We start from the raw sequence: 22,218 nt of genomic DNA, 5'->3' as shown, positions 1-22,218 counted from the left end.
TTTTACCGCGATTTTGGCCGCGGGGACAGCCTGGGTTGCCGGGCGAGCGTTAGCCCCCGCTCGCGGCCCCCAGCGCCACCACCCTATCCGCCGAGTCGATCGTCGATTTTCTGTGGGCGACAATCACGCGCGTGATATTCAGCGAAGATATCGCCCGATTGATCGCCAATTCATTCTCAACGTCCAGATGGCTGGTCGCTTCATCCATAAACAGCACGCTTGGTCGCCGGTAGAGGGCGCGTGCAATAAACAAACGTTGCTTTTGCCCTCCGGAGATGCCGTTCCCCAGCTCTCCGATCAGGGTTTCGTAACCCATCGGCATCTGCATGATTTCCTCGTGAATGTTGCTGTGCATCGCACAGGCCACAATCCACTCTTTATTGGCGTTGACCTCGAAGCCGCTGATGTTTTCCGCGATCGAGCCGGAGAATAACCGGTCGTCCTGCAACACGCAGGCGATCGCATTGCGGTAGTTATTCACGCCGATTTTATGGATATCCATCATGTCGGCCAGGATCTCTCCCGAGGTTGGGTTGAGCAAGCCGCACATGACCTTCAGCAAGGTGGTTTTCCCCACGCCTGACGCCCCGACGATGGCGACGCTCTCGCCGGCGGCAATGCGGATATCCAGGTCTTTAAAGATCGGCCGGGACAGCGCGTCATATTGATAGGTGAGGTTTTTAACCTCAACGGCAACCCCCTTGCCCGGTTCGAAGACCTGCCGCGGCGCGGACTCCGCCTCCGCATCGGTAAAGACGATGTCGGATATCCTCTCATTGTGCAGCGACAGCATGCGCAGGCCGATCGCCAGATCGATCAGGCTGGAAGCCCGCTGCGAGAACTGGCCGCGATAGGCGTTGAACGCCATGAACATGCCGAGCGTCATAGAATTGTCGATGACCATCATGGCGCCGAGCCAAAGTATCGCCACCTGATCGAGCGTGGTGATAAAGGTATTGATCCCGCCGAACATCATATTGAAACGGGTGATTTTGATATTGGTATTGGCGGCATCGACATTCAAATTGAGCCAATAGCTGGAGCGCGTTTCCTTGATGCCCAGCGCTTTGACCGTGGAAATACCGTACAGCGTCTCCATGAAGTGCGAGTTGGCCTTGGCCGCCTTGACGATTTGTTCCTCCGAGAATTGGCGGTAGGTGCGGTAGGTCATCATCCTGATGAGGATGTAGACCAGGGTGAAGCCTGACACCACCCAGACCAGCCCGCCGCCATAGACCATCATCATCACGAACAAGCCGACCGTCATGATGCCGTCGATGATCCCGCCGACGATATTATTGGTAAAGGTGGTTCTGATCGCATCCAATGAGGAAAACCGCGATTGGATATCCCCCAGGTGCCGCTTCTCGAAAAAGTCCAGCGGCAGCTTCAGCAGATGTTCGAACAGCGTCGTCTTCCACTGGATATCGGTCAGCGTCCCCAGCACGATGGAAATCCAGGCCCTGGCGATGCTGACCACGGCGCGAAACAGGGTGAAGAAGATCAGCCCCAAACAGATGACCGTCAGCAAGCTGTAGTCATGCGCCTGAATGACATGGTCGGTCACGAGCTGGGTCCCCACGGGCAGCAGCAGGTTGACCGACTCAATGACGAGCGATAAGGCAAAAATCTTGAGCAGCGTCCCCGGCAGCCCCTCGATGTTTTTCATCAAATCCAGCAGGCGTAAACGGGTCTTTAAGGTCTCTTGCTGAAAAGCCTTGTCGGGCCACAGCTCCAGCGCAATGCCGGTAAAATGGTTCGACATCTCTTGCAGGCCAATCACTCGGCGCCCGAAGGCAGGGTCGTGAATCACAAAGCCCGCGCGCTGAACCTTAACCAGCACCACGAAATGGTTCATGTTCCAATGCAATACGCAGGGCGTTTTCAGCTGATTGATTTCATCGATGTCCAGCGACAAGGCCCGCGTCTTCAGCTGAATTTGCGCCGCGATTTGTGACAGGGTGCCCAGGGTCGCGCCCTGGGTGGAAATGCCGAATCGCTGTCGCAGGCTCAGCATATCCACATTAAATCCGTAATAAGAAGAGATCATCGCGAGGCAGGCCAGGCCGCACTCCGACGACTCCGACTGCAAGATGCTCGGCACCCGTTTACGCAGAGAGAACGTTAACTTTTCGTTGATCCGTTCAAAAAGATTATGATCCTTCATCGACTCTCCCCACCACGCTGTTTTTTATGTCATACAAAGGCGCGACCGCCCATTGATAAAGCGGTTTCTTATCCAGGAACACAATCACCCTGGCCTGCAGCCCACTGCTGATCTCCAGATATTTCCCTTTGTCGCTGAATTGCGTGTCGCTGATGGACGCCAACACTTTGTAGTAGGCGTTTCGCTCCCTTTTATTGCCGCTGCTGTATTCCGCCATCTCCTGCGGAGAAGCCGGAACCGAAGAGATGGATTCAATGCGCCCCGGAAACTGGCCGAACTTGTCCGAGGGAAAAGCCTCGTAGCGAATGTTGATGCCATCGCCGATTTTCACGTAGGGCAAACTGTTATTCGGCAGCCACAACACCAGATAATATTTGATGTTCTCAATCGGCTTGATCTGCGCCAGGCTGCTGCCGCTCTCGACCACCTGCCCGGCGGTCACGCTCAGCGACTCGATTTTCCCCTTCAGCGGCGCCTTGATAATCACCTGGTCGCCGGCGTTGGATTCCGCCAATTGGCGTTGCAGCTCGCTGCGTTGCGATTCGCTTTGCGATATTTGATTGTCGTAATCGGCGGCGCGAATCAGCAGATCGCTGCGCAGCTGCGACAGCTGGATATTCTGCTGAATCTTTTGGCTGTTGAGCGCCTGATAGGAACTCTGCTGTTGCTGAAAGAGCGAACGCTGATAATTCAGCTGATCCTTGGTAATCAGCCCTTTCGTCAGGTAATGCTCATAGTTTTTCAAACTCTCCCTCATTTTTTCCATGCCGTCTCTGGCACTGAGGTTAAGTTTTTCCGTTTCTTTATACGCTATCTCATAGCTGTCGATCTGTTTTCTCAGGTTCTCCAGCATCGCGTCTTTGTTTTTTTTCAGCTTGCTGATGATCGAATCCAGATTGCCGATCTGCTTGTTGATTTCACCCGCGGCAATATGGCTGACATTACCCGAGGCCGTGCTTCTGGAAACATCGATGATATACAGCGGCTCGTCTTTTTCCACCACATCACCGGCCTGGTGGAAAGACCGATTCACATAGCCATATTGGGAAGAAAAAACGTTCGTCGAATGCGGAATACTGATCACCTCCCCCTCGACATCCACCCTGCGCGTATATTCACAAAAATAGAGCGCGCTCGCCAAAATAAGAATAAAAACGAGGCACGTCACGGCAATCACAGAGCTGGACGCGCCGGAAATCAGCAGCGCTCTGCCGGTCCATCTTTGACGTTGATAATTGACCGCCTCCTGGCGGAAAATATTTCTGCTCTTATTATCACTCATAGGAAGACCTGCGCATGCCTGACCGGGAGACAGCCGCAGCGCGAGCGCTGCGGCCTTGGACAGCAATATTGATTTAGCTGATGGTGCCGTTAATCAGCCCATCGAGGCCTTTTTTGGAGTATTCCAGGGTGGTATCCCAGCCAACAACGGCCGCGGCCACGCCGCTGGCCACGCCACCCAGAATACCCGCAGCGACCATGCCAACGCCCTGGCCAATGGAGCCGACGCCCAGCAGACCACCGCCGTCGCCGCCGTGCTTACCGCCGATGACGGCGCCCGCCATGCTGCCGACCGCGGCGCCCAAAGCAACGGACGAAACGGCTTCCGCGGCATTGGTGACGGCGCTGCCAATCAGGCCGGCCAGCCCATTGCTCATATCCCAGGAATAGGCGCCTGACACTTCATTCATTTCGATAACAGACAGTTCTTTCATTGGTTAATCTCCATATTTAAACGGACAAACACAGCCATACATGCGTGTTGTCATTGCATTGGCATCGGCCTGCAGCGCCGGATGCCACCAATAATGCCGCGGGAAAAGACGGCATTATATTTTTGATGCGGCTCCCTTAATTCTGCGTAATGGTGAATGTCATGACGGCATCGGCCTGCCCGGGGCTAATGTCCCCCGTCTGCTTATAACGCGCCATTAAGGGAATTCTGATCTCTTTTTCGGCAGCGGTGTGATAGTTAATCGGCCGGGAAAACGTGAGCGGATTACGGCTCTCGTCCAGGACCTCCACGGCAACGCCCTTTGCCGCATCAGAACCGTCGGCAATAGCGATCATGCCTACGCCCGGCGAATTTCCGGCCGCTTCAAACGTCACCTGTACCGGAATATTGTCTTCCTGGCATTGCAGGACCACGAAGAAGTTACGTTCGGAAGACACCGCGCTGCTGCCGACCCCATTAAATTCGCTGCGTTTTGGGCTGCCTAAGTCCACCGTTTGATTTTTATAATTCAAATCCACCAGGCAGCTTTTCTGAATGACCTTCATGCCGGAAATGCTCAAGTCCAATACCGAGGTCGAGTCCAGATAATATCTGGCGATAATCTTCCCCCCCATATCACCGCCGGTTTTAATCGGGCCGGTTTTGATAAACGTCAGCCTGACATCATTGCGGTTGATCCACGGCGTCAGCAGGTTGGGCGAAATCGCCGTATTGAAAGGCACGTTCTTATTGCTCTGCCACAGGTCCGAAATCGTCACGCCTACGCCGTCGATGCCCGTTTCAAACACGCCGGGCAGCGCACTCGGCGTCAGCGGCGACAGGGAACGATAGGCCACCGAGCCCGAGCAAAGAAAAGAAAACGTCGTGCCGCTGATGCTGTTTTCCGTACGGACAGCCAACTGTTCGCCGATTTCAATACGCGGATCCACGGCCAGCGTCAGCAACCCCATGCGGATGGTTTTCGCGTTGGTGGTACAGGTGCCGGCATACGCCACCGTCGTTAGCGTCGCCAGCCATAGCAGAGCGCCGTAACCGAATATCCTGATAAAAACGTTCATTTTCACTCTCACTTAACAAGTCATGATGGATACGGAGCGAGATCTATTGGCAAACGCCATTGAGGGTTTGGATCCCTGCGGCGGGTTTCTCCGCCGGCAGTTGATAGCTGATGCGGCACTGATGCTCGGCATTTCGCCCCCACTGCACGATGAGCCGGCCTTGTTCCGCCATGCCGGACAGATAAACCAACCCATCCCCGCCAATCAGGAACGGCTGCGCCGAATGATCCGCATCGCGGACGCTGGCCCCCAGAGGGAGAGGCACTCCATGTGGATCCGTGACTCTCATCAGGATCCTTTTGCCGACGTGCGCCTTGAAATTCGCCCGGCTTACCGCGCCGCGGGTAGGCGTGACCGACTGGTTGGTCAGCGCGAGATCGACATCATCCGGCAAACTCTCCACATCAAGACGAATCGAGTTGTTGCGATAAGGGGTGGCATAAGGAACGATGGCATAGCCGCGCCAATCGGTTTTCACCCCGACCTGGTTACCGACCGCCACATCGCTGGCGCCGGCCGCCGTCACCAGGGCGGCCGTCTCGCCAAAGGGCTGGCCGAAGGTGACGCCGTCTTCGTGGGCAATCACGCCCCCTTTTACGCCATAGTTGACGCGCTGTTGGCTGCGATCGTAAGCGTATCCCGCGACGAGTTCGCCGTAGGTGGCACGCCAGTCAAGGTTGGCATTGCCGCTGTTGCCCTGGTCCTGATTGCCATACCCTTCCTGTACGCTCCAGTTGAGGTTGTTGCCGGCCAGCGCCGTGCCGTTGAGCCCCGCCGTATGGCTGGTATTGCCTTTTTGGCTGGTATTGAGGCTATAGGTGGCGTAGGTGTTGCTCAGCCATTTCTCCAATGGCACGCTGATATTGAAGGCAAACAGTTGGTCGCGATCGTAAATACGCCGTTGTCCCCGGTCTGAGTCACCGTAAATAGCCTGTGAATTACGGTTGTAGCTGTAGTTAAAACCGTAACTGATGCCATTCCAGCTATTGTTGTAACCCGCGCTCAGCGATTGCATGTTGCGCTCGGAATTCCAGTAATCTTCGCTGACCGCGCTGAGGGAAAGCGAACCCGCCCCCTCCCATAAATTCTGGTTGAGCGTAATCTCGGCGCGGTTTTTACGGCGGTCTGTCAGGGCGTAGCGGTTGCCGCTGCGGTAGGTGTCCAGCACTTCCTGCAGCCCATAATAGCCGCTGGTCGAATAGCGGTAGCCGGCAATGGCGAAGTTCGTGCCGGTCGCTACGATGTTTTTGCTGTAGCGCACGCGCCACGACTGGCCGTCGCTTTTCGGCTGATGTTCCTGTTTCGCCCAGGCCTGAGTCGCGTCCACCGACAGGGCGCCGAACTCGCCCAGGTTTTTACCCACCCCCAAGGCCAAGGATTGATACGGGCCGGCGAATTGCCCGCCGCCATAGAGGGTAAAGCCGGCCGGCAAGCCGTAAATCAGGCTGCCCTGCGAGAAAACCTTTTTCTCCACGCTGTGATCGTAAGTGCGATATTGGCCGGACGTCAGCGCGTATTTCAGGCGCCCTTCGCGTTGCAATACCGGCAAGCTGGCAAAAGGCACGGTCATATGCTGTTCGCTGCCGTCCGCCTCTTTGATCGTCACGTCCAAATCGCCGCTGCCGCCGGTCGGATACATGTCAGAAATCTCGAACGCGCCCGGCGCGACATAACTCTGGTAGATGACATAACCGTTTTGGCGAATGACCACCTGCGCGTTGCTGCGCGCAATGCCGCGCACCACCGGCGCATAGCCGCGCAGGCTTTCCGGCAACATGTCGTCATCGGAGGCCAGCTGCGCGCCGCGAAACGACACGCTGTCAAACACATCGGACGGAGTGCTGCTTTCACCGAGCGTGAGCAAGCTCTTCAGGCTGATGATATTGCGCTGGGCGTAGGTATAGACGGTGTCCCAGCGATCTTCCGACTGCCGCCCGCCACCGCCGCTGTTGTAGCTCCAGGTGGTGTAATTCCGCACCCGCCAGGCCCCCAGATTGAACCCCGGCCGCAGGTTGAGGTAGTAGCTGCTTGCGCTCTGGGTAAAACGATCGCGCCCCTTGCTGTTGCTGCCGGTGAAACCGTAATTAAGCAGCATCGCCGGCATCCCTTCGTCCCACAGTTCGGGCGGTACATAGCCACGCACCCGATTTTCCAACGCCGCCTGGGGAATGCTCAGCACCAGCCGCTGGCGGTTAAATTGAAATTGCGCCGAGGCCTGCGGGATGGCGGCCAAATTCGCGCACTCTTCCGCGCGGTTCAATGCGGGAAACCGCTCGATCTTCACGCCGAGCCGTTGTAAATCCTCCCCCGTCAGGCAAGGCTGCAGGCCGGCTTTATCGTCGCCGCCGGGCTTGATAACAAACCGAACATCACGCGTCTCCATCAGCATGTCATTCACCCAAATATCCACCCGATACTTGCCGGGCACTTGGTTGCCGTTTTCAAACACCGACAGGTCAACAGGCTGTTGGCCCGAACGCCCCGTTTCCAGCAACGCCGGATTGAAATAGTCACGGGAAAAGGCGGGGTTGGCCATGTTGCCGCATACCGCCGTGGTTGCCGTGAATAAGACGATGCGCTTCAGCCAAGCATCCCGCTTCGCTGCTCTACGCTGACGAGTTATCATTCATTAGCTCCATTATTGAATTCGTTATTCCCTTCTGCCGCCCATCCCCTGGCGGTTAAATACCTGACTGATGCTCCTTGCCGGTGCCGCCGTAGTCGTTAATTAATTTCCAACTGACCGACGACGCGCCAGAAACCGGCAATGAAAACATTTCACTACTCATCGGCGCGATATAAGTCACCTCTTTCATTTCGCGCCCGCCGATGCGAACATAATGAAAATTCATATAATACGGCGTGGGGTTGGTGAGTTTTAATTCCTTGCCGACGCGCTGCCACGTCAACCGTTGAGTCACATCCTCGGGAACCTGTTTGAGCAGCGCCGCAGGGCGATAAATCAGTTTGAGGCGCGTTTTTACCGCGATTTGCAACGTGTTCGACTTACCCGTGTGTTCTGTCGAAGGAATGGACTTTATATTCATCCAATACAGGCTCTCTTTATCCTTCGGCAAGTCATCGCCGACGCGGACGATGCGCAGCATATTCTCCTGATGCCCATCCAGACGAAATAAAGGCGGCGTAATGATAAAGGCTATCTTATCCACGCCGCTCTGTTGATTATCCAGCCAGGACTGGATTAAATAAGGTTCGTTGTCCGGGTTGTCGACGCTGATTGAGGCTTCTTTTTTTTCACCGTTAAAAATTACTCGCGTTCCACCGACAACCACACCGGCCTGCGCCGTAGAAAAAAATAATAATAAAATGAATCCCATTAGGGCACTGCAGCGATTAAACCGCATAATATTATCTCCGAGGCAATACGGCCCGCTGGAAACCAGCGGGCAAGAAAATATTATCAGTTGTAATTCAGCGTGAAGGTCGCGACGCTATTGGCTTTACCGGCAGTCACATCTGCAAGCGTGGAAATATAACGCGCGGTAAAATCAAGATTGTTTTTCACGCCGCTGCCGGAAGCCAGCGGATAGGCCGTTGAGGCCGTGTAAAGCGGAAGAACATTATTAGAAATATCAGACAGCTGGATGCCAACGCCCGTGGCGACATCCGTTTCCTGGGTCAGCTGCAATACGTTGTTGTCACCATTATCGGCCGCGCCGTCGAACTTAACGGTGGCGCTTTTTACCGTATCCGGACAATCCGTCACTTCCAGCGTAAATTTAGTCGCCGAGGAAGTGGATCCCTTACCCCCCGCAAATGCCGTTCGGGCCACATCGCCCAGAACAACATTTAATGGATTACTCAAGTCATTTGTGACCTTGCACGCGGCATCAACAATATTCCCGGTAAAATTAACCTGCCCGTCTGCCGCCAGGGCCGGCAAAGCACTCGAAAAACTCGCCGCAACCAATGCCAACATAATCACTTTTTTTTCCATCATGGGTACTTCTCCTTTTGATTGGACAAACTTAAAAATATCCCTATCACGGCTAATCCGTGATAAGGCGAATAGGAGCTCCGCCCCTTTCACAGTTAATTATGCTTGGCTTTCCCTCTTTAGCAATACATAAAATCAATGTAAAGATGAGAAAAGATAATTACCCCGAATCGAATTGGCATCATTCTTATTTTTATTTTAAAAAAACCAAAAAAAAGGCGTTTCTTGATTCATTCCTCTGGCCGAAAAGGAAAGGTTTATCAGCGTGCTTCATACACCATCCACAAGATAAACCACTCATTTCCTCTTCAATGAATGTGCGTAAGGATGAGTTGTCACAAAAATGAAAGACGCCGCGCGGGAGCCAATGAATGGAGATTTTTTTGATTCTTGCTAAGGGGCAGCGGCGCGCCGACGGCGAAACCGGATGGGGCAATAAAAATTAAGCGTTCAGAATAGGTTAAATATGAAGGGAAGTTTTCTCTTAAATAAGAAAACGCCGACAATAAATCAGCGTAATAATACTGCAGAAAGGGCGCCGCCGATCATTAACGGTTCCCTTCTGACGCAGGTTAATTCAGCGATGTAGCCGCGTTCTCTTGACGTTCAATTCACAGTAAACGCTTTTCCGTCTTATTTTCAGTGGGATTAATCGTCATGGCGATAATCCTCCCCCAGCCCTCGACCCGGTAAGGTTTCACACGCCAGGCCATCGCCCGCCGGTGCGGCGATCGGGTAGCGATCGTCAGGGGTGATAAAGACCGGCGAGGTCGCGATATACCCGTCGCTAAACTCGGCTTCGATAAAGGTGGCCTCCCAACCCTGTGCAGGGGTGTTCAGCCGAAATTCACCGCGGTTCGCCTCCAGCGGCGCCGAGGTATAACGCACGCCGCACGAGTAGCGAAAATCTCGGGCCGTGCGGTTATGCGCAGTCCAGCGCAACACCCTGATCGGCGGCTCGGAAAAGCGGAGCGTGCGCAGCGCCGTCTCTGAGGCGTTGCTCTGCACCTCGATCGTCGGTAGCGCAATATCACGCTGACGACGGTTGACCAAGGCCAGAACGGCGCGTTCGGGGACCGTGCGCTCGTCGCCGGCGATGGCTCGCATCGAGACCTCCCCCGGCAGCTTATTCAAATAAAACCGCGTGCTGTCGGGCGGATAGCGTTCGTCGCCGCCGGCGACGATGAAATACTTCGGCGCCGGAGGCCGCCCGCGTTCGGCCAGAGGGGGATATTCGATGGGATCTTCAATCTGCATCAGCTTGTCAAACGCCGGGGTCTCTATGCGCCGATCGATGCCCAGTTGGTAATAAGGATGAAACGCCAAAGGCCAACGCCCGCCATACGTGCGATAGGTATGCTTCATCACCTGCCGCGCCGCGATCCCCTCAGGGAAAATGGCGGCCACGGCATCGATGCGCTCATCTGAAAGCGCCGTCAGCAAGGCCGTGGTTCCCCCCTCCGACACGCCCGCGACGATAAATTTGTCTATCCCCCACTGGCGCAATTCGCGCTGCGCCAGCGTCATGGTTTGCGACAGCGCCGCCGTCATCGGGATATGCAGCGGCATCATCAAATATTCATCGGCATCATCCAGGAACAATCGCCATCCCCTCGCCCGGCTATCCGCCCCTGAACGGCGCCGACCCTCATTTTGGTATTCCAGGTACGGGTAAGGCAGCCGATTGACCACCACCACCACCGTTTTGCTCTGCGCCGCCAGCGCCTCGGCGGAAAACGCCGGTTTTTGATTGCCCGACGTTCCCGGGCCGGCGGCGCTGCACGCGCAGTCTTCGCTCATCACCAGCAACGCTTTACCGGTGAATGCCCCGTTGGGAATATAAATGTCCACGTCGTGCCACCACTGCGTCGGCCGAATCGCGTCTTGCGGCGACCAGGATTGCGACATCAGCCGATAATGACGAATTTCCGCGTGTTGGCCGCTCTCCACGCTTTTTAACGAAAATGACAGGGGCAGCGTGGCCAGTTGCTGGTTATAGCAAGGGATCACCGTCTGTAATGCTGGGTGCTCATCGGCGAAGCAGGTGTCTTCCTCCTTGGCCGCGGCGTACCGGCAGACGGCCAACGCCAGCCAAATCAAGGTAATATAAGCGGAGATCTTTAACATTTTTCCCCCACGATAGTTGGCGTTGCCCCGCCCTCGCAGGCCGGCGCGGCGGCAAACGGGCATCAACAGCCTCACGAGGCGTGATGAAATAATATCGGGTAGCCGAAGCTGTCTTTTTCGAACATCACATCGTTCTCGTTTTCGCCCACCAGCACGCTATAGATGCGGTTCTCCTGATAACGACTCATGGCGACGTAGAGCACGACCTCGCGATGATCCGTCAGGGTGAACTGCCTGCGCTTGGCAGTAATTTCCAACGTAAACGCCACCACGGGATTGTTGTTTAAAAACACCGCGGTCTGTCTCATAGACAGGATTCTGGCCTGCGCTTTCTCCGCGACCTGAAAGGGGGTGGCGTCACTGGGGTAGCGGATATCCATCTTCTTTTGGATATAGATGACGTTAAACACCGCCAATGCCACCGCCACAAAAAGATTGATAACCATAATCAGCATGATTTTATTTGCCATTCATCCTCCCGCCCCGTTCCCTGCACCGCACTCGCGGTTGATTTAAAAGTGCCCTTGCGGGCACTTTTCATTAAAGGCTCAAGAGGATTTGCGGCCAAACAACTGCGAGAACGCGCTAATCCCGGCATCGATGACGGCGCCAATGCCTTCACCGAGTTTTGCGCCGGCGTTTGACGCATCCGCATGGATACCGAAAAGACCGGTGCCGGCATCCACGATGGCGCCAATACCCGTACCCAGGATTTTGCCGGCGTCGGAAGCGATGCCCGCGCCGGATACCGCCATAACTTCTGCTTCAGTCAGTTCTTTCATACTCGCTCCTTTGCATTAATCTAAGTGTTCCGTTTTGAGAAAATGAAACCCTCACTGTTCGTTCACCTCCTTTTGTCTGCCAATAAACCTCGCCCGGTGAAAACGTCAGAACAGACCGAATTCACGACAGAGATAGTCTGCGACGCCATTGCGGCTATTGGGCAACGCCACCGGATTCAACGGCAGAGCGCGTTTCAATTCGCTCATGGCATTGCCCATGACCACGCCCGTTCCGGCCCAGCGCAGCATGTCCAGATCGTTCATCGCATCGCCGAAAGAGAGGCAATCGCGCATCGCTATCTGTTTGGAATTCAAATAGTCGGCCACGCTTCTGGCCTTGGAAATATGCTTATCCATGATGTCTATCGTTTCCGTGGAGGACTTACAGATGGACAGCGTTTTGCCGAAGGCCTGGTTGACCTGGCCAAAGAGCGTCTCGATCGGCGCCGCGTCGCCATGCACCAGTACCTTCAATATCCGCTGCCGCTTCATGGCCTCAGGCTCGACATAGCGGCAGGCCACGCCCGACGTTTTGACGTAGTCAGAAAAATGCGGGTTCTCTTCGGCCATCATCCAGCCCTCTCGGGTGAACAGGGTCACGTGGAACGGGCTGGCGACTAAAAAATCGATCAGCCCGGTTTGCAGCTCTGCGGGCAAAAAATAGCTTCTATCCGCCACCGCCTGCCCTTCGATGTTGACCATCGCGCCGTTGCAAGAAACGATCACCGGCGAGAACCCCAACCCGTCCACGATCCCGCGCGCATCCGCATCGCAGCGCCCCGTTGCAATGACGATTTCCAACCCCCGACGCTGTAAAATGTTGAGCGTTTCCACCGTCACATCGGATAAATTCCCGGACGGATCGAGCAAGGTGCCGTCAAGATCGCTCACGATCGCCCGGTACTTTATTTTGCCGTCGACTGCCAGCCACATATCATGCCTCCTCAGCCTGGATAATCCCGTCCTCAGCGCAGATGTCGCTGTCGGGCGGGAGATTGGCGATCGCGAGCGCAATAATCAGAAAACGTCGGCCCAATTCGACGATGTTTTCCCGAGCGATCTCGTGGGAATCATAAAACAGTGAAATGGCGAGCCGTTCCGCCTCGGGGAACAGGCACAGCACCGTTTGGTGATTGCTGCCGCTGACGATATCCATCACGCGGCACTGAAACGGCAGCCGCGGATCCATCGCCGGTTTCGGCATGTTTTCGAACACGAACAGGCTGCCGAACGGCGAGGTGGGCACCCAATTCTCGTCGTATCGATTCAGTTCGGAAAAGGCGTATTTCTGCCGGAAGGTTTGTGAATCCGCGATGTCATCCAGCAGCTCATAAAGGGGGCGGCGGCGAATCGCCCGCAGCCGCAGCACCGGGCTTGCGACACACAGGCCAAACAGCGTCTGCACCTGCTCAATGTCGGCCGGGCGCTCGCTCATGGTCGTGCCGATGGCGATATCATCGCAAGCCAGCGCCTCGGCCAGCGCCAGCATCCAGGCCAGCTGCGTCAGTTGGTTGACCGTGATCCCCTGCCGCCGACAAAACGCGGTGAGGCGCGCCATCTGCGCGCTGGAGAATTCGTCGCCATGCTGACGCATCCGGCGCCCCTGCGGTACGAGCTGCGGTGCGGCAGTCAGCGGCAAGCGTTGATTGACCGGCGCATCCCGCAAATAGTCTGCCCAGAAGGCCCGCGCCTCTGGATCATTGCCGTGCGTGCGCACATGGGCGGCAAAAGGCTCGAATCGGTTAATCTCCAGCGCCGGCACCCGGCCCGCCAACAGGGCGAGGTAATCGTTGAACCACTGGCCGAACAAGACCCCCAGCGACCATCCATCAAACAGAATGTGGTTAAAGGTCTGCACCAGATAGTGCTCGTCCGCATGCAACCTGATGAGGCGCCAGCGAATCAACGGCGGCGCATCCAGCTCAAACGCGGTCTCCCTCTCCCGGGCCAGCAGCGCCTCCATCCGTTCCTCCAGAGAGGCTGGCGCGGCATCCGACCAATCGTCCATCGCGATCGGCGCCTGCAGCGTCTCGCAGATAAAGACGTTGGGCCGGCCGCGGCGGGTTTGATCGTCAAATCCGGCGCGCAGCATTTCAAACCGCTGCAGCGCCAGCGCCCATGCCTGATTCAACACCTCGGGCTGCAACGGCCCCGCGATCTCATAAACCGCCTGGTCGATCTGATACTCGCGGTTGAGTCGGTTGAAATACATCAACTCTCGCTGGGTTACCGTGGCTTCGAAAACGGCAGCGAGGCGATGCTTTTGCTGCCAGCGATCCAATTCGGCGAGGCTGACGTCGGCATGGGGGAAGTCGCCCGGGCTGGCGAGACAAACGCCGTTGCCGGCTTCGTGGCAGCAGTACTCGACCAGCGCCGACAGGCTGTCGACATAGTGCGACCCGATCCGCGACAGCGTTTCATGCGGCAGCAAACCTGACATGACGATGCTTAGCCGATCGTCGTGAACATAAAGCACCAGATCCAATACGTTGCCGCTGACCGGCATCGCGCCATTTTCCAAATCCGCCGTTTGGTCGATCAAGGCCCATAACGCGTCGTCGGCCTGCTCGTTGAACGCGCCGAGATAATTGAACGAAATGGCCGGCAGGCGGTGGCGCCGCAGGCAAGCCGGCACCTCATCGCCGGGTGCTGAAGCGTATTTCAGCGCCGAATAACCGATACCGTGGTCAGGCATCTTTCTCAGCCTGTCCTTGATGGCGCGCAGCGTGGTTTTTTGGCACTCGTGCGCGGTGATGCGCAAGGGCATCAAGGCGGTGAACCAGCCGACGGTGCCCTCAAGCCGGATCTTATCGTCATTGATATCGCGGCCATGGTGTTCCAGCGTGAGGTAACTGTCCGCACTGCCGTGCCATGCCTGCAGCACCGGCGCCAGGGCCGCTAACAGCACTTCGCGCACCGAGGTGTTGTAGGCCTGGTGGCAACCGTCCATCAGCAGCGCGGTCAACGCCACATCGCACTCGAAGCGGCAAAATTCAGGGGCCTGCGCCACGCCGCTGAGCGTGGCGTAATCGGGCTGCCCGGCGATCATCGCCAGCCAGTAAGCGCATTGGTCTTGCCGGGTTGCCGCGTATTGCCTTAACCGTTCTCCCCATTGGCGGTAGCTGGTGCCTTTTTCCGGCAGCGATTCCCCCTGATGCAACCGCTGCAGATCGCTGACGATGACGCGCCAGGAAACCACATCGACGATCAGATGATGAAACGCGCAGAACATCAGCGCGTAGCCGGGGGCGCGGCTGTCAAAGATGTAAACGAAGCGGCATATCGGCCCTGCCGCCGGATCAAACCCCGATTGCCATTGGCGCAGCAGCTCGGCGCGGCTTTGGCGACAAAGCGCCAGGTCATAGTAGCCCCATGAAGGGCCGCCGTCGGCCGCTGACAGGTAGCGCTGCGACACGATGACGCCGGCGTCGTCGACGCTAAAACGCGCGCGCAGCATGTCATGCTGATCCGCCAGCGCAGCCACCAGATCGGCGACCTGTTCGGCGGACATCGGCGGTACCCGCACCAAAAAAGTCTGGTTGAAGAAGGCGCTGCGATTCGGCGCCAGCTCACGGTACCAGCGTTGAATCGGCAGCAGCTCGAATTCGCCCTGCAGTTCACCCTGTTCGTTGAGCGCGGTAACCGCGTCTTGCTGCCGCAGAATGCGCTGGGCCAGAGCCCGCGCATTTCTGGTTTCGAACACCGCACGCGAGTTGCTGTGGTAACCCGACTTGCTCAATTCGCTGGTGAACACAATGCTTTGGATCGAATCGCCGCCCAATCGGAAAAAGTCGTCGTCGATGCCCACGGTCTCCACGCCAAGAATGTTCGACCACAGGGAACAAATCAGCGCCTCCAGCGGGTTCTCCGGCGCGGCATAACGCCCGCTTTGCGCGAATTGCGGCGCGGGCAAGGCCGAGCGATCCAACTTGCCGTTAACCGTCAGCGGTATCTCGTCAATCTCGACATAGCTGGACGGCACCATATAATCCGGCAAACTGCGCTCAAGCCGGGAGCGTAATTCGGCAGGATCCCAGGCCACGCCCCGCGCCATCAGCAAATAGGCGGCAAGGCGCTTGCTCTCCCGATGGACGACATCCACCACTACGCCTTTCTCGACGCCCTCCAGGGCATTGATCGCATTTTCTATCTCGCTGAGTTCAATCCTGAATCCGCGAATTTTCACCTGGCAATCATTTCTGCCGAGATATTCCAGATTGCCGTCGCGCAGCCAACGCACCCGATCGCCGGTTTTGTATAAGCGCCGGCCGTGCAACTCGATGAAACTCGCCTGGGTTTGCTGCGGCTGGTTGAGATAACCGCGCGCCAGCGCCGAACCGCCGATATACAACTCGCCGGCCAAGCCCGGCGGCAGCGGTTGCCGCCAGCGATCCAGCACGTAGAGCTCACGCCCCGGTATCGCCCTGCCGATGGGAATGCTGCTGCGCGCTTCGTCCTGAGCGATAGCGTACATCGTGGTAAACGTGGTGCATTCGGTGGGGCCATAGCCATTGATGACCCACTGCGGACGGTGAGGTTGCCGCACCAGGCGCTGCATCAGCGTGGCGGTCAGCGCCTCCCCGCCCACCAGCAGATAGCGCAGCCCGGCAAACAGATCGGGGTTGCTGAGGTAGAGATGATCGAACAAGCTGCGCGTGGCCCAAAGAATCGACACCTGCTGCCGACGCAGCAGCGCTTCCAGCTGCGGCACATCGCCGGCGATATCTTCCGTGTCGCGGATGACCACCAGTTTGGCGCCGTTGAGCAAGGCGCCCCACACTTCGAACGTCGCCGCGTCGAACGCCGGGCTGGACAGGAACAACAAGACATCTTCGGGTGTAATTGCGATGCCGGACGCGGTCGCCAACCCGCACATCGCCTGTTGCTCGAGCATCACGCCTTTCGGCACTCCCGTCGACCCCGAGGTATAAATGATCGCGCCAAGCCGTTCGGCGGCGGTGACCACCGGCAGATTATGCCGTTCATGCGGCAGGCGGCTCAGATCGCCCAGTGTCAGCACTGCCTGGGGATGCGGCATCATCGCCGCCAACGCTTCCGCCGCCGTCTGCATAGAGGGCCCGGCAATCACCAAGGCCGCCCGCGTTTCCGCAAGAATATGTTGAATACGCGCCTGGGGATAATGGCAGGAGATCGGCACATAGGCCGCGCCGGTTTTCAGCACCGCCAGCAGCGCCACGACCATTTCCAGGCTTTTTTCGCTGTATAGCGCGATCGGCGCGTCGGCCTGGGGCTCGGCCCCGGTCAGCGACGCATAGCGAAGCACGATCTCGCGCGCCAGGCTGTTCGCCATGCCGTTCAACTCACGGTAGCTGACGCGCAGCCCCTCATACTCCAGCGCGATGTTTTCCGGATAGCGTTGCGCGATCGCTTCAAAACGGGCGCTGAGGGTCTCCCCTGGCAGCGGGAGACTCTCATTATCCGGCGGCGACCTGTCGGCGGCGGGATAGAAGGCCATGTGGCTTAACGGGGCGTCAGGCGCGCTCATCGCCTGTTGCATCAGGCGAGTAAAATGCGCCGCGCAGTCGCGCATGTCTTCCTCGTCAAACATGCCCTGGCGAAAGCGCAACCGGAACTGCAACGCATCAATATCGGCCCGGTCTTCGTATTCCAGCGAGAGCGCCGCGCTGGCCATATCGTGATTGGCTTCGAATAGCGGCCAGGTGGCGCAATCGGCCAGCGGCAATGCCGCATCGCGCAAGTTGGTTTGGGCAAAGGAGATCGGTAACGCGCGGATCCCCAATGCCCGCACCACCTCTTGCGTGGGCAGCTGGTTAAAACGTTGGCGCGACTGCGGCGGCGCGGCGGTAATAAATGCCAGCGCCCGTCGATAAACGTCGGAAAAACTCGCGCCGTCACGCAAAGAGAGAGGCAACACGCTGGTGTTCACATGGCCGCCCAGCGCAAACTTTTGCCCCTTCTTTATCGACACCGGATAGCTGATGTAGACCGTTTCCTGATTGCCACTGCGCGCCATCAAGATGCCCCACAGTACCAGCAGCGCCAGAAAGTCATTAACTCGCCGTATCCCCGAGGCCTGTTTCAGCGCTTTCCATTGCGCTTTGGGAAAGTGGAAGCGCAGCTCGCCCGCTTCGTCTTCACGGCCGGCGCCGCTTCGCTCAAACGGCACCTCGAGCGCGCCCAAACTTTCCGCTTCGGCGCGCCAATGCGCCAGCGCCCCCTCGGCGGCCAGTTGCTTCACCTCCTGCTGCAGTTGCCGGTTAACGGCGGCGATCTCGGCCGCCTCGACGCGCGTCGCCAGCCGCTGCTGGCGATAGTACTGGCTCACCAGGGAGAAAAACTCGTCGGAAGAGGCGCCGTCAATCACCAGATGGTGGCCGACCAACGCCAAGGTATAGCGCCGCTCCCCCTCGGCGAATAGTGCCCAACGATAAAGCGGCCCGCGGTAAATATCGAAGGGCCGGCGAATCACTTGCGTCAGCAGCGTACGGTCCGTGTAATGCTGCAACGGATGGATTGCGTCATTGCGGCGCCAATACAGCTCGCCATCCTGTTCATGAATATGGCTGTTCAGCAGAACATGATCTTGCACCAGCGCATTCAGCGCGGCTTGCAACCGGATGGGATCCAACGCGCCCTCAATTCGCTGCAGCACCAATACGTTGTAATTGCAGCCTTCAGGATGGCGATCATATTCATCGATAAAAACTTTTGAGTAGGGTGATACAGGAATTTCTTCCATGACAAACACTCCATTTAGAAGACACAAGCCCTGCTTAACGGCGATCCATGCGGCATACCCAAACCTCTTTCGGCATCAGATCGCTTATCTTTTGTGAGTAATAGCCGATAAGCATGTTGATGCGTTTTTCTGAAATGACCTCCGCCGCCTGAGCACAAACCGACTTATAAAAAGCGAGGGGGATCATTACTTTGCAACGGCTATGCAGATGCCGACACACACCGATGGCCCAGGAAAAACACTCCCTGGAAGGGTTGGAAATATCCAAGAGTTCGGCACATTCATGAGAACAGCCAATCACGGCGTAGTGGCTGCCTTTGTTGATATAATGAATTTTATGGTACAGGGGGTGTTTTTCAATATACTCAAAGGCGCGGCGATCTTTTTCCCGCCCTAAATTATTGATGAAGCTTGCCTGCTGTGCGAGCCCACTTTCAGCAAAACGAAATGCCATAAACTTGTCAGGCTTTAAGGTTAATTCGACATAAGGATAGATTTGGGTATTGGTTGTTAAATACTTTCTAAATATTTTTTCGTAAACCCGGATCTTCCTGTCATCGGAAAAGCAGATATCCGCCGCCACGTCCGGCCGTCTGGCCTGCAGGAAAAAGTCTTTCAATACGGTAGAGGACTTTACCTGACGATGGATGCCAAGATCGCCAAGCATATTGACATTGACATTAACCCCGTTGATCTTAAAGGGATAAAAGCTTGAAACGAACATCCCGAGATAACGTTCCCGATCCTTGTAGAATATGCCCGTCTTCTCCCTTGGCGCGCCACAATGCGGATCGAGCAGATGCTTCCAGTGCAGGAAACGCTCCCCGCCCAGATCTCTGCCATAAAGGTCCTGCAATAATTTGAAATGATTTTTGGAAACCGTTTCCCTTACAAAATCAGCCATGTTTTATCTCCCTATAAAACCTATTCCATGCCAGGCGGCAACCATGAACGATCGCCGCCTGCGCCGGTAAAAATACCGAATCAGATCGTCACTTTCCCCCTCTCCATTAACAAGAGTCGCTGTGCATTTTTAACCAGCGCAAGAATTCAATATTGTTATCGATATTCAGTTTTCTCATCGCAGAGCGTTTATGAATGCTGACCGTTTTCGGGCTGATGCCGAGCAACATCGCAGTTTGATTTTGCGAGTATCCCAGATGAATCAGACGGCACACCTTCCCTTCGCTAAAGGTCAACTGGGTGCGGCAACGTGGGCAATAGCTTGAAACCAAACTGTTTTTCTTGCGATAGCAAAACATGACCTTATCCACGATCGCCGCCACACCGTCTTTGCGCGTAATGCTTCCGGCCTCTAGATTGCAATGGATTTTTGGAAAAATCGTTTTATGCTCCAGTATTGAAAAATAGAGCGGAATAGAAGAAAAATTGCCCTGCAAAAGCTGGGTATGGCAAAAATTGATGGACACCCGCTTATCCGGTGCCCGGAATATAATGTTGGCCCGTTCCTCTCCCGTGATCTTGGCCTTGACACCATTCTGGAGAAAACCCTCTTGCAAGGCGAGCCCCAACCCAAGCTTGAAAAATTGATTTTGATCGACGATAGCAATATTGACGCGCTCCATTAACAAACCTCCCTTTTGACTACGCTTGCCCACTCTCCTTACTGCAATATGATTGCTGTGATTATTTTTTAGTTTTGAGATGCTTTTTAATAAAAAAGCGTTATATGCGATGCGGAAACGTCTTCGCCTCGCAAAAAGTGTATTTTATATATAATGATATAAACTCATCAGCCCTGGAGAGCACACAAAAGCAAGACGCGGGGAAGTACCGCGTTTTACAAGGTAATGGGTTACCGTAAGTTATATTTATAGTGCATCATTGCCATCCGTGATACGGTGCCAAGAATTTTCTCTGATAAGTTAATTTTACTCCAAGAGCGCAATATATCCAGATAAATATCGAAAAAAAACATAATATAGAACATAACACGGCTCTGTATTGATTGTTAAGAGCATCCGATTATGGTTTAGGACTTTACTTAGAAGAAAGGCGGGATAATGCTTTATCTCGAGATGTGCCGTAATCCTGGCAGGCCATATTAAAAAACCCTCTATAACCATATTAATCCGATTGTAAAAAAAATGCATAAAGAAAAGCTACACTTTATGACGATAAGTGATTCCAAAAAAAATGCGTTGATGGGTTGAAAAAAGGCAAACGCATCGTCCGTGGATATAAGAGAATCCAGGCAGGGACAGAGATTATTCAGCGGTGTGACGAAAAACAAGAAGAACTCAATCGGTGTTGCCGATGCGGAACATTGTTTATATCTTTTTTAATCTCACCAATTTTTTAGCCTCCAGGCAGGCGATCAGCCCGAGGTGATCTTTTTTTAACTGCTTATGACTTCCGATGGGGAGAATCAGTTTCACCGTTTGCAACTTACCGTGATTATTATAGATATCAAAGACAATCACCGGCGGGCCATACCCCTGGATCAGGCAGTCTAAAAACCGCAGAGCGGCGCAGCCCAAGCGGCTTCTGGCCTCGGTGACAATTTTTTCCGCCAGATCTTCATAGCGGAAAGGTCTTTCCGGTGTCGTCAAAACCTTCATAAATTCCCCTTCAGATATAGGTCATTCAGATTGAAAATAAAAACCGGCATCCCTCATTCAGCACGAACGGGGGAGACGAAAATCAGGCTTCGGCAATATATACTCTAACGATACGAAATTAAAATAACAGACAACAGAATAGTATAAAAAATAGTAATACTTCTGTTGAAAAAAAGACCTGATTTGCAATAATGAAATTGCCTGAAGTAAAGGGCTAACTGAAAAAGGAGTTTCAATCATGAAAGAACTATCCGCAATTGAAATTGAACAAGTGAACGGTGCTGGTTTTTTTGGTGACGTAGGGACACTGATTGGCAGTGCAGTGGGAACCGGTATTGATACCCTTTCCGCGATTGCCGGTGTTAACCCGGATGCCAAAACCGTTGTCGGCACCATCGGTAAAGGTATTGGTCTGGCCGTCGATGCGCTGATCTCCAGCGGATTGCAGATCATTTCAAAACTGTAATAACGCATTTTCATCCCTTCCTATTTTTTTAATTCGTTTCACTTTAAGCACCTTAGCGGGTGCTTTTTTTTACCTCAAAGAATCAAAAAAGATAAAAGGTCAGAAAAAGCATCATCCAAAAAAACAGGCTGGGGATCACCACAATAAAAAAGCCCATGCGTTTGTTGGCATTTTTTAACATCCATTCGTTGATCATCTCACCTCTCCTTGTGAATACCAGGGGGCATTTCGGCCCCCCCGGTAAATTACCCACCGAGTTGCAGATTACAGTTTCGGCACTTTGGAAAAGAAGTCCGCCATTTCGTGCGGGAACCCTTTCGCAATCGCCGGGCGAAGATCGTCCATAGAAACATTAAAATCTTTCGGCTGTTCGCCCGTTTGCATTTTTTGGTGTGCGTTCACATTCGACTGCAGCCCATTAAAAATGCCCTTCATATTGCCGAACATATCATCGCAAGATTTTGTCACGTTACTCATGACCGACTTGGCCGCATCCGGCCCCGACATTTGAATATTGCTGACGCCTTGCATAAACGGCTGGCTCAGCGACGATTGGGAGTTGGTGCCCAAATTGCCGCCGGCCTTCATGGTTTCTAAAATTTTGGCTGGATCTAACATGTTT

General features: G+C 55.0%; 17 protein-coding genes. 1 reads left to right on the top strand and 16 read right to left on the bottom strand.

The features are described from left to right. Positions 1 to 49: 49 nt before the first annotated feature. The 15 genes from EKL15_RS13045 to EKL15_RS12975 form a co-directional block, all read right to left on the bottom strand. Positions 50 to 2,167, bottom strand: coding sequence for a peptidase domain-containing ABC transporter (locus EKL15_RS13045; protein WP_203089682.1), 2,118 nt, complete (start codon positions 2,165 to 2,167; stop codon positions 50 to 52). Then, positions 2,154 to 3,449 (bottom strand): HlyD family secretion protein, encoded by a 1,296-nt coding sequence (locus EKL15_RS13040; RefSeq protein WP_060439614.1) that lies wholly within the window; start codon positions 3,447 to 3,449, stop codon positions 2,154 to 2,156. Before EKL15_RS13040 ends, EKL15_RS13045 begins: the two co-directional genes overlap by 14 nt. Before the next feature lie 73 nt (positions 3,450 to 3,522). Beyond that, positions 3,523 to 3,882, bottom strand: coding sequence for a hypothetical protein (locus tag EKL15_RS24795; protein WP_060420470.1), 360 nt, complete (start codon positions 3,880 to 3,882; stop codon positions 3,523 to 3,525). Between the two features lie 136 nt (positions 3,883 to 4,018). Further along, positions 4,019 to 4,960, bottom strand: coding sequence for a fimbrial protein (locus EKL15_RS13030; RefSeq protein WP_203089680.1), 942 nt, complete (start codon positions 4,958 to 4,960; stop codon positions 4,019 to 4,021). 43 nt (positions 4,961 to 5,003) lie between these two features. Then, on the bottom strand, positions 5,004 to 7,586 hold the full coding sequence (locus tag EKL15_RS13025; protein ID WP_203089678.1) for a fimbria/pilus outer membrane usher protein: 2,583 nt from the start codon (positions 7,584 to 7,586) through the stop codon (positions 5,004 to 5,006). A gap of 55 nt (positions 7,587 to 7,641) precedes the next feature. Then, the gene (locus EKL15_RS13020; protein WP_060420464.1) at positions 7,642 to 8,325 is read right to left on the bottom strand and encodes a molecular chaperone; all 684 of its coding nucleotides are present in this window, start codon (positions 8,323 to 8,325) and stop codon (positions 7,642 to 7,644) included. Between the two features lie 56 nt (positions 8,326 to 8,381). Then, positions 8,382 to 8,921: a fimbrial protein gene (locus EKL15_RS13015; RefSeq protein WP_038872246.1), complete on the bottom strand. Its 540-nt coding sequence runs from the start codon at positions 8,919 to 8,921 to the stop codon at positions 8,382 to 8,384. 645 nt (positions 8,922 to 9,566) lie between these two features. Further along, on the bottom strand, positions 9,567 to 11,045 hold the full coding sequence (locus tag EKL15_RS13010) for a PhoPQ-activated protein PqaA family protein (protein ID WP_203089676.1): 1,479 nt from the start codon (positions 11,043 to 11,045) through the stop codon (positions 9,567 to 9,569). 71 nt (positions 11,046 to 11,116) lie between these two features. Then, positions 11,117 to 11,515, bottom strand: a complete 399-nt coding sequence (locus tag EKL15_RS13005) for a hypothetical protein (RefSeq protein WP_060439610.1) — start codon at positions 11,513 to 11,515, stop codon at positions 11,117 to 11,119. Between the two features lie 78 nt (positions 11,516 to 11,593). Next, positions 11,594 to 11,827: a hypothetical protein gene (locus tag EKL15_RS13000; protein ID WP_038872255.1), complete on the bottom strand. Its 234-nt coding sequence runs from the start codon at positions 11,825 to 11,827 to the stop codon at positions 11,594 to 11,596. A gap of 105 nt (positions 11,828 to 11,932) precedes the next feature. Continuing rightward, the gene (locus tag EKL15_RS12995) at positions 11,933 to 12,760 is read right to left on the bottom strand and encodes a Cof-type HAD-IIB family hydrolase (RefSeq protein WP_197808769.1); all 828 of its coding nucleotides are present in this window, start codon (positions 12,758 to 12,760) and stop codon (positions 11,933 to 11,935) included. Between the two features lies 1 nt (position 12,761). Then, positions 12,762 to 18,548, bottom strand: coding sequence for a non-ribosomal peptide synthetase (locus EKL15_RS12990; protein ID WP_100396946.1), 5,787 nt, complete (start codon positions 18,546 to 18,548; stop codon positions 12,762 to 12,764). 34 nt (positions 18,549 to 18,582) lie between these two features. Further along, positions 18,583 to 19,452 (bottom strand): hypothetical protein, encoded by an 870-nt coding sequence (locus EKL15_RS12985; protein ID WP_100396947.1) that lies wholly within the window; start codon positions 19,450 to 19,452, stop codon positions 18,583 to 18,585. 106 nt (positions 19,453 to 19,558) lie between these two features. Beyond that, complete coding sequence (locus tag EKL15_RS12980) at positions 19,559 to 20,134, bottom strand: LuxR family transcriptional regulator (RefSeq protein ID WP_070914592.1); 576 nt, start codon at positions 20,132 to 20,134, stop codon at positions 19,559 to 19,561. Between the two features lie 705 nt (positions 20,135 to 20,839). Further along, on the bottom strand, positions 20,840 to 21,130 hold the full coding sequence (locus tag EKL15_RS12975; RefSeq protein WP_038872271.1) for a hypothetical protein: 291 nt from the start codon (positions 21,128 to 21,130) through the stop codon (positions 20,840 to 20,842). Between the two features lie 238 nt (positions 21,131 to 21,368). Between EKL15_RS12975 and EKL15_RS12970 the strand changes: the two genes are divergently transcribed. Continuing rightward, positions 21,369 to 21,596: a hypothetical protein gene (locus EKL15_RS12970; RefSeq protein WP_089186148.1), complete on the top strand. Its 228-nt coding sequence runs from the start codon at positions 21,369 to 21,371 to the stop codon at positions 21,594 to 21,596. Positions 21,597 to 21,860: 264 nt separating this feature from the next. Here the strand turns inward: EKL15_RS12970 and EKL15_RS12965 are convergent, their stop codons facing one another. Continuing rightward, positions 21,861 to 22,214 carry a DUF6277 family protein gene (locus EKL15_RS12965; protein ID WP_004935323.1) on the bottom strand — a complete coding sequence of 118 codons (354 nt, stop codon included), beginning with the start codon at positions 22,212 to 22,214 and terminating at the stop codon, positions 21,861 to 21,863. Positions 22,215 to 22,218 lie beyond the last annotated feature (4 nt).

Origin of the sequence: Serratia sp. 4542, assembly GCF_016805595.1 — a bacterium.
In the GTDB taxonomy this organism is placed as follows: domain Bacteria; phylum Pseudomonadota; class Gammaproteobacteria; order Enterobacterales; family Enterobacteriaceae; genus Serratia; species Serratia nevei.
The sequence above is the reverse complement of the archived record's forward strand: the minus strand, read 5'-3'. Positions and strand labels throughout refer to the sequence as shown.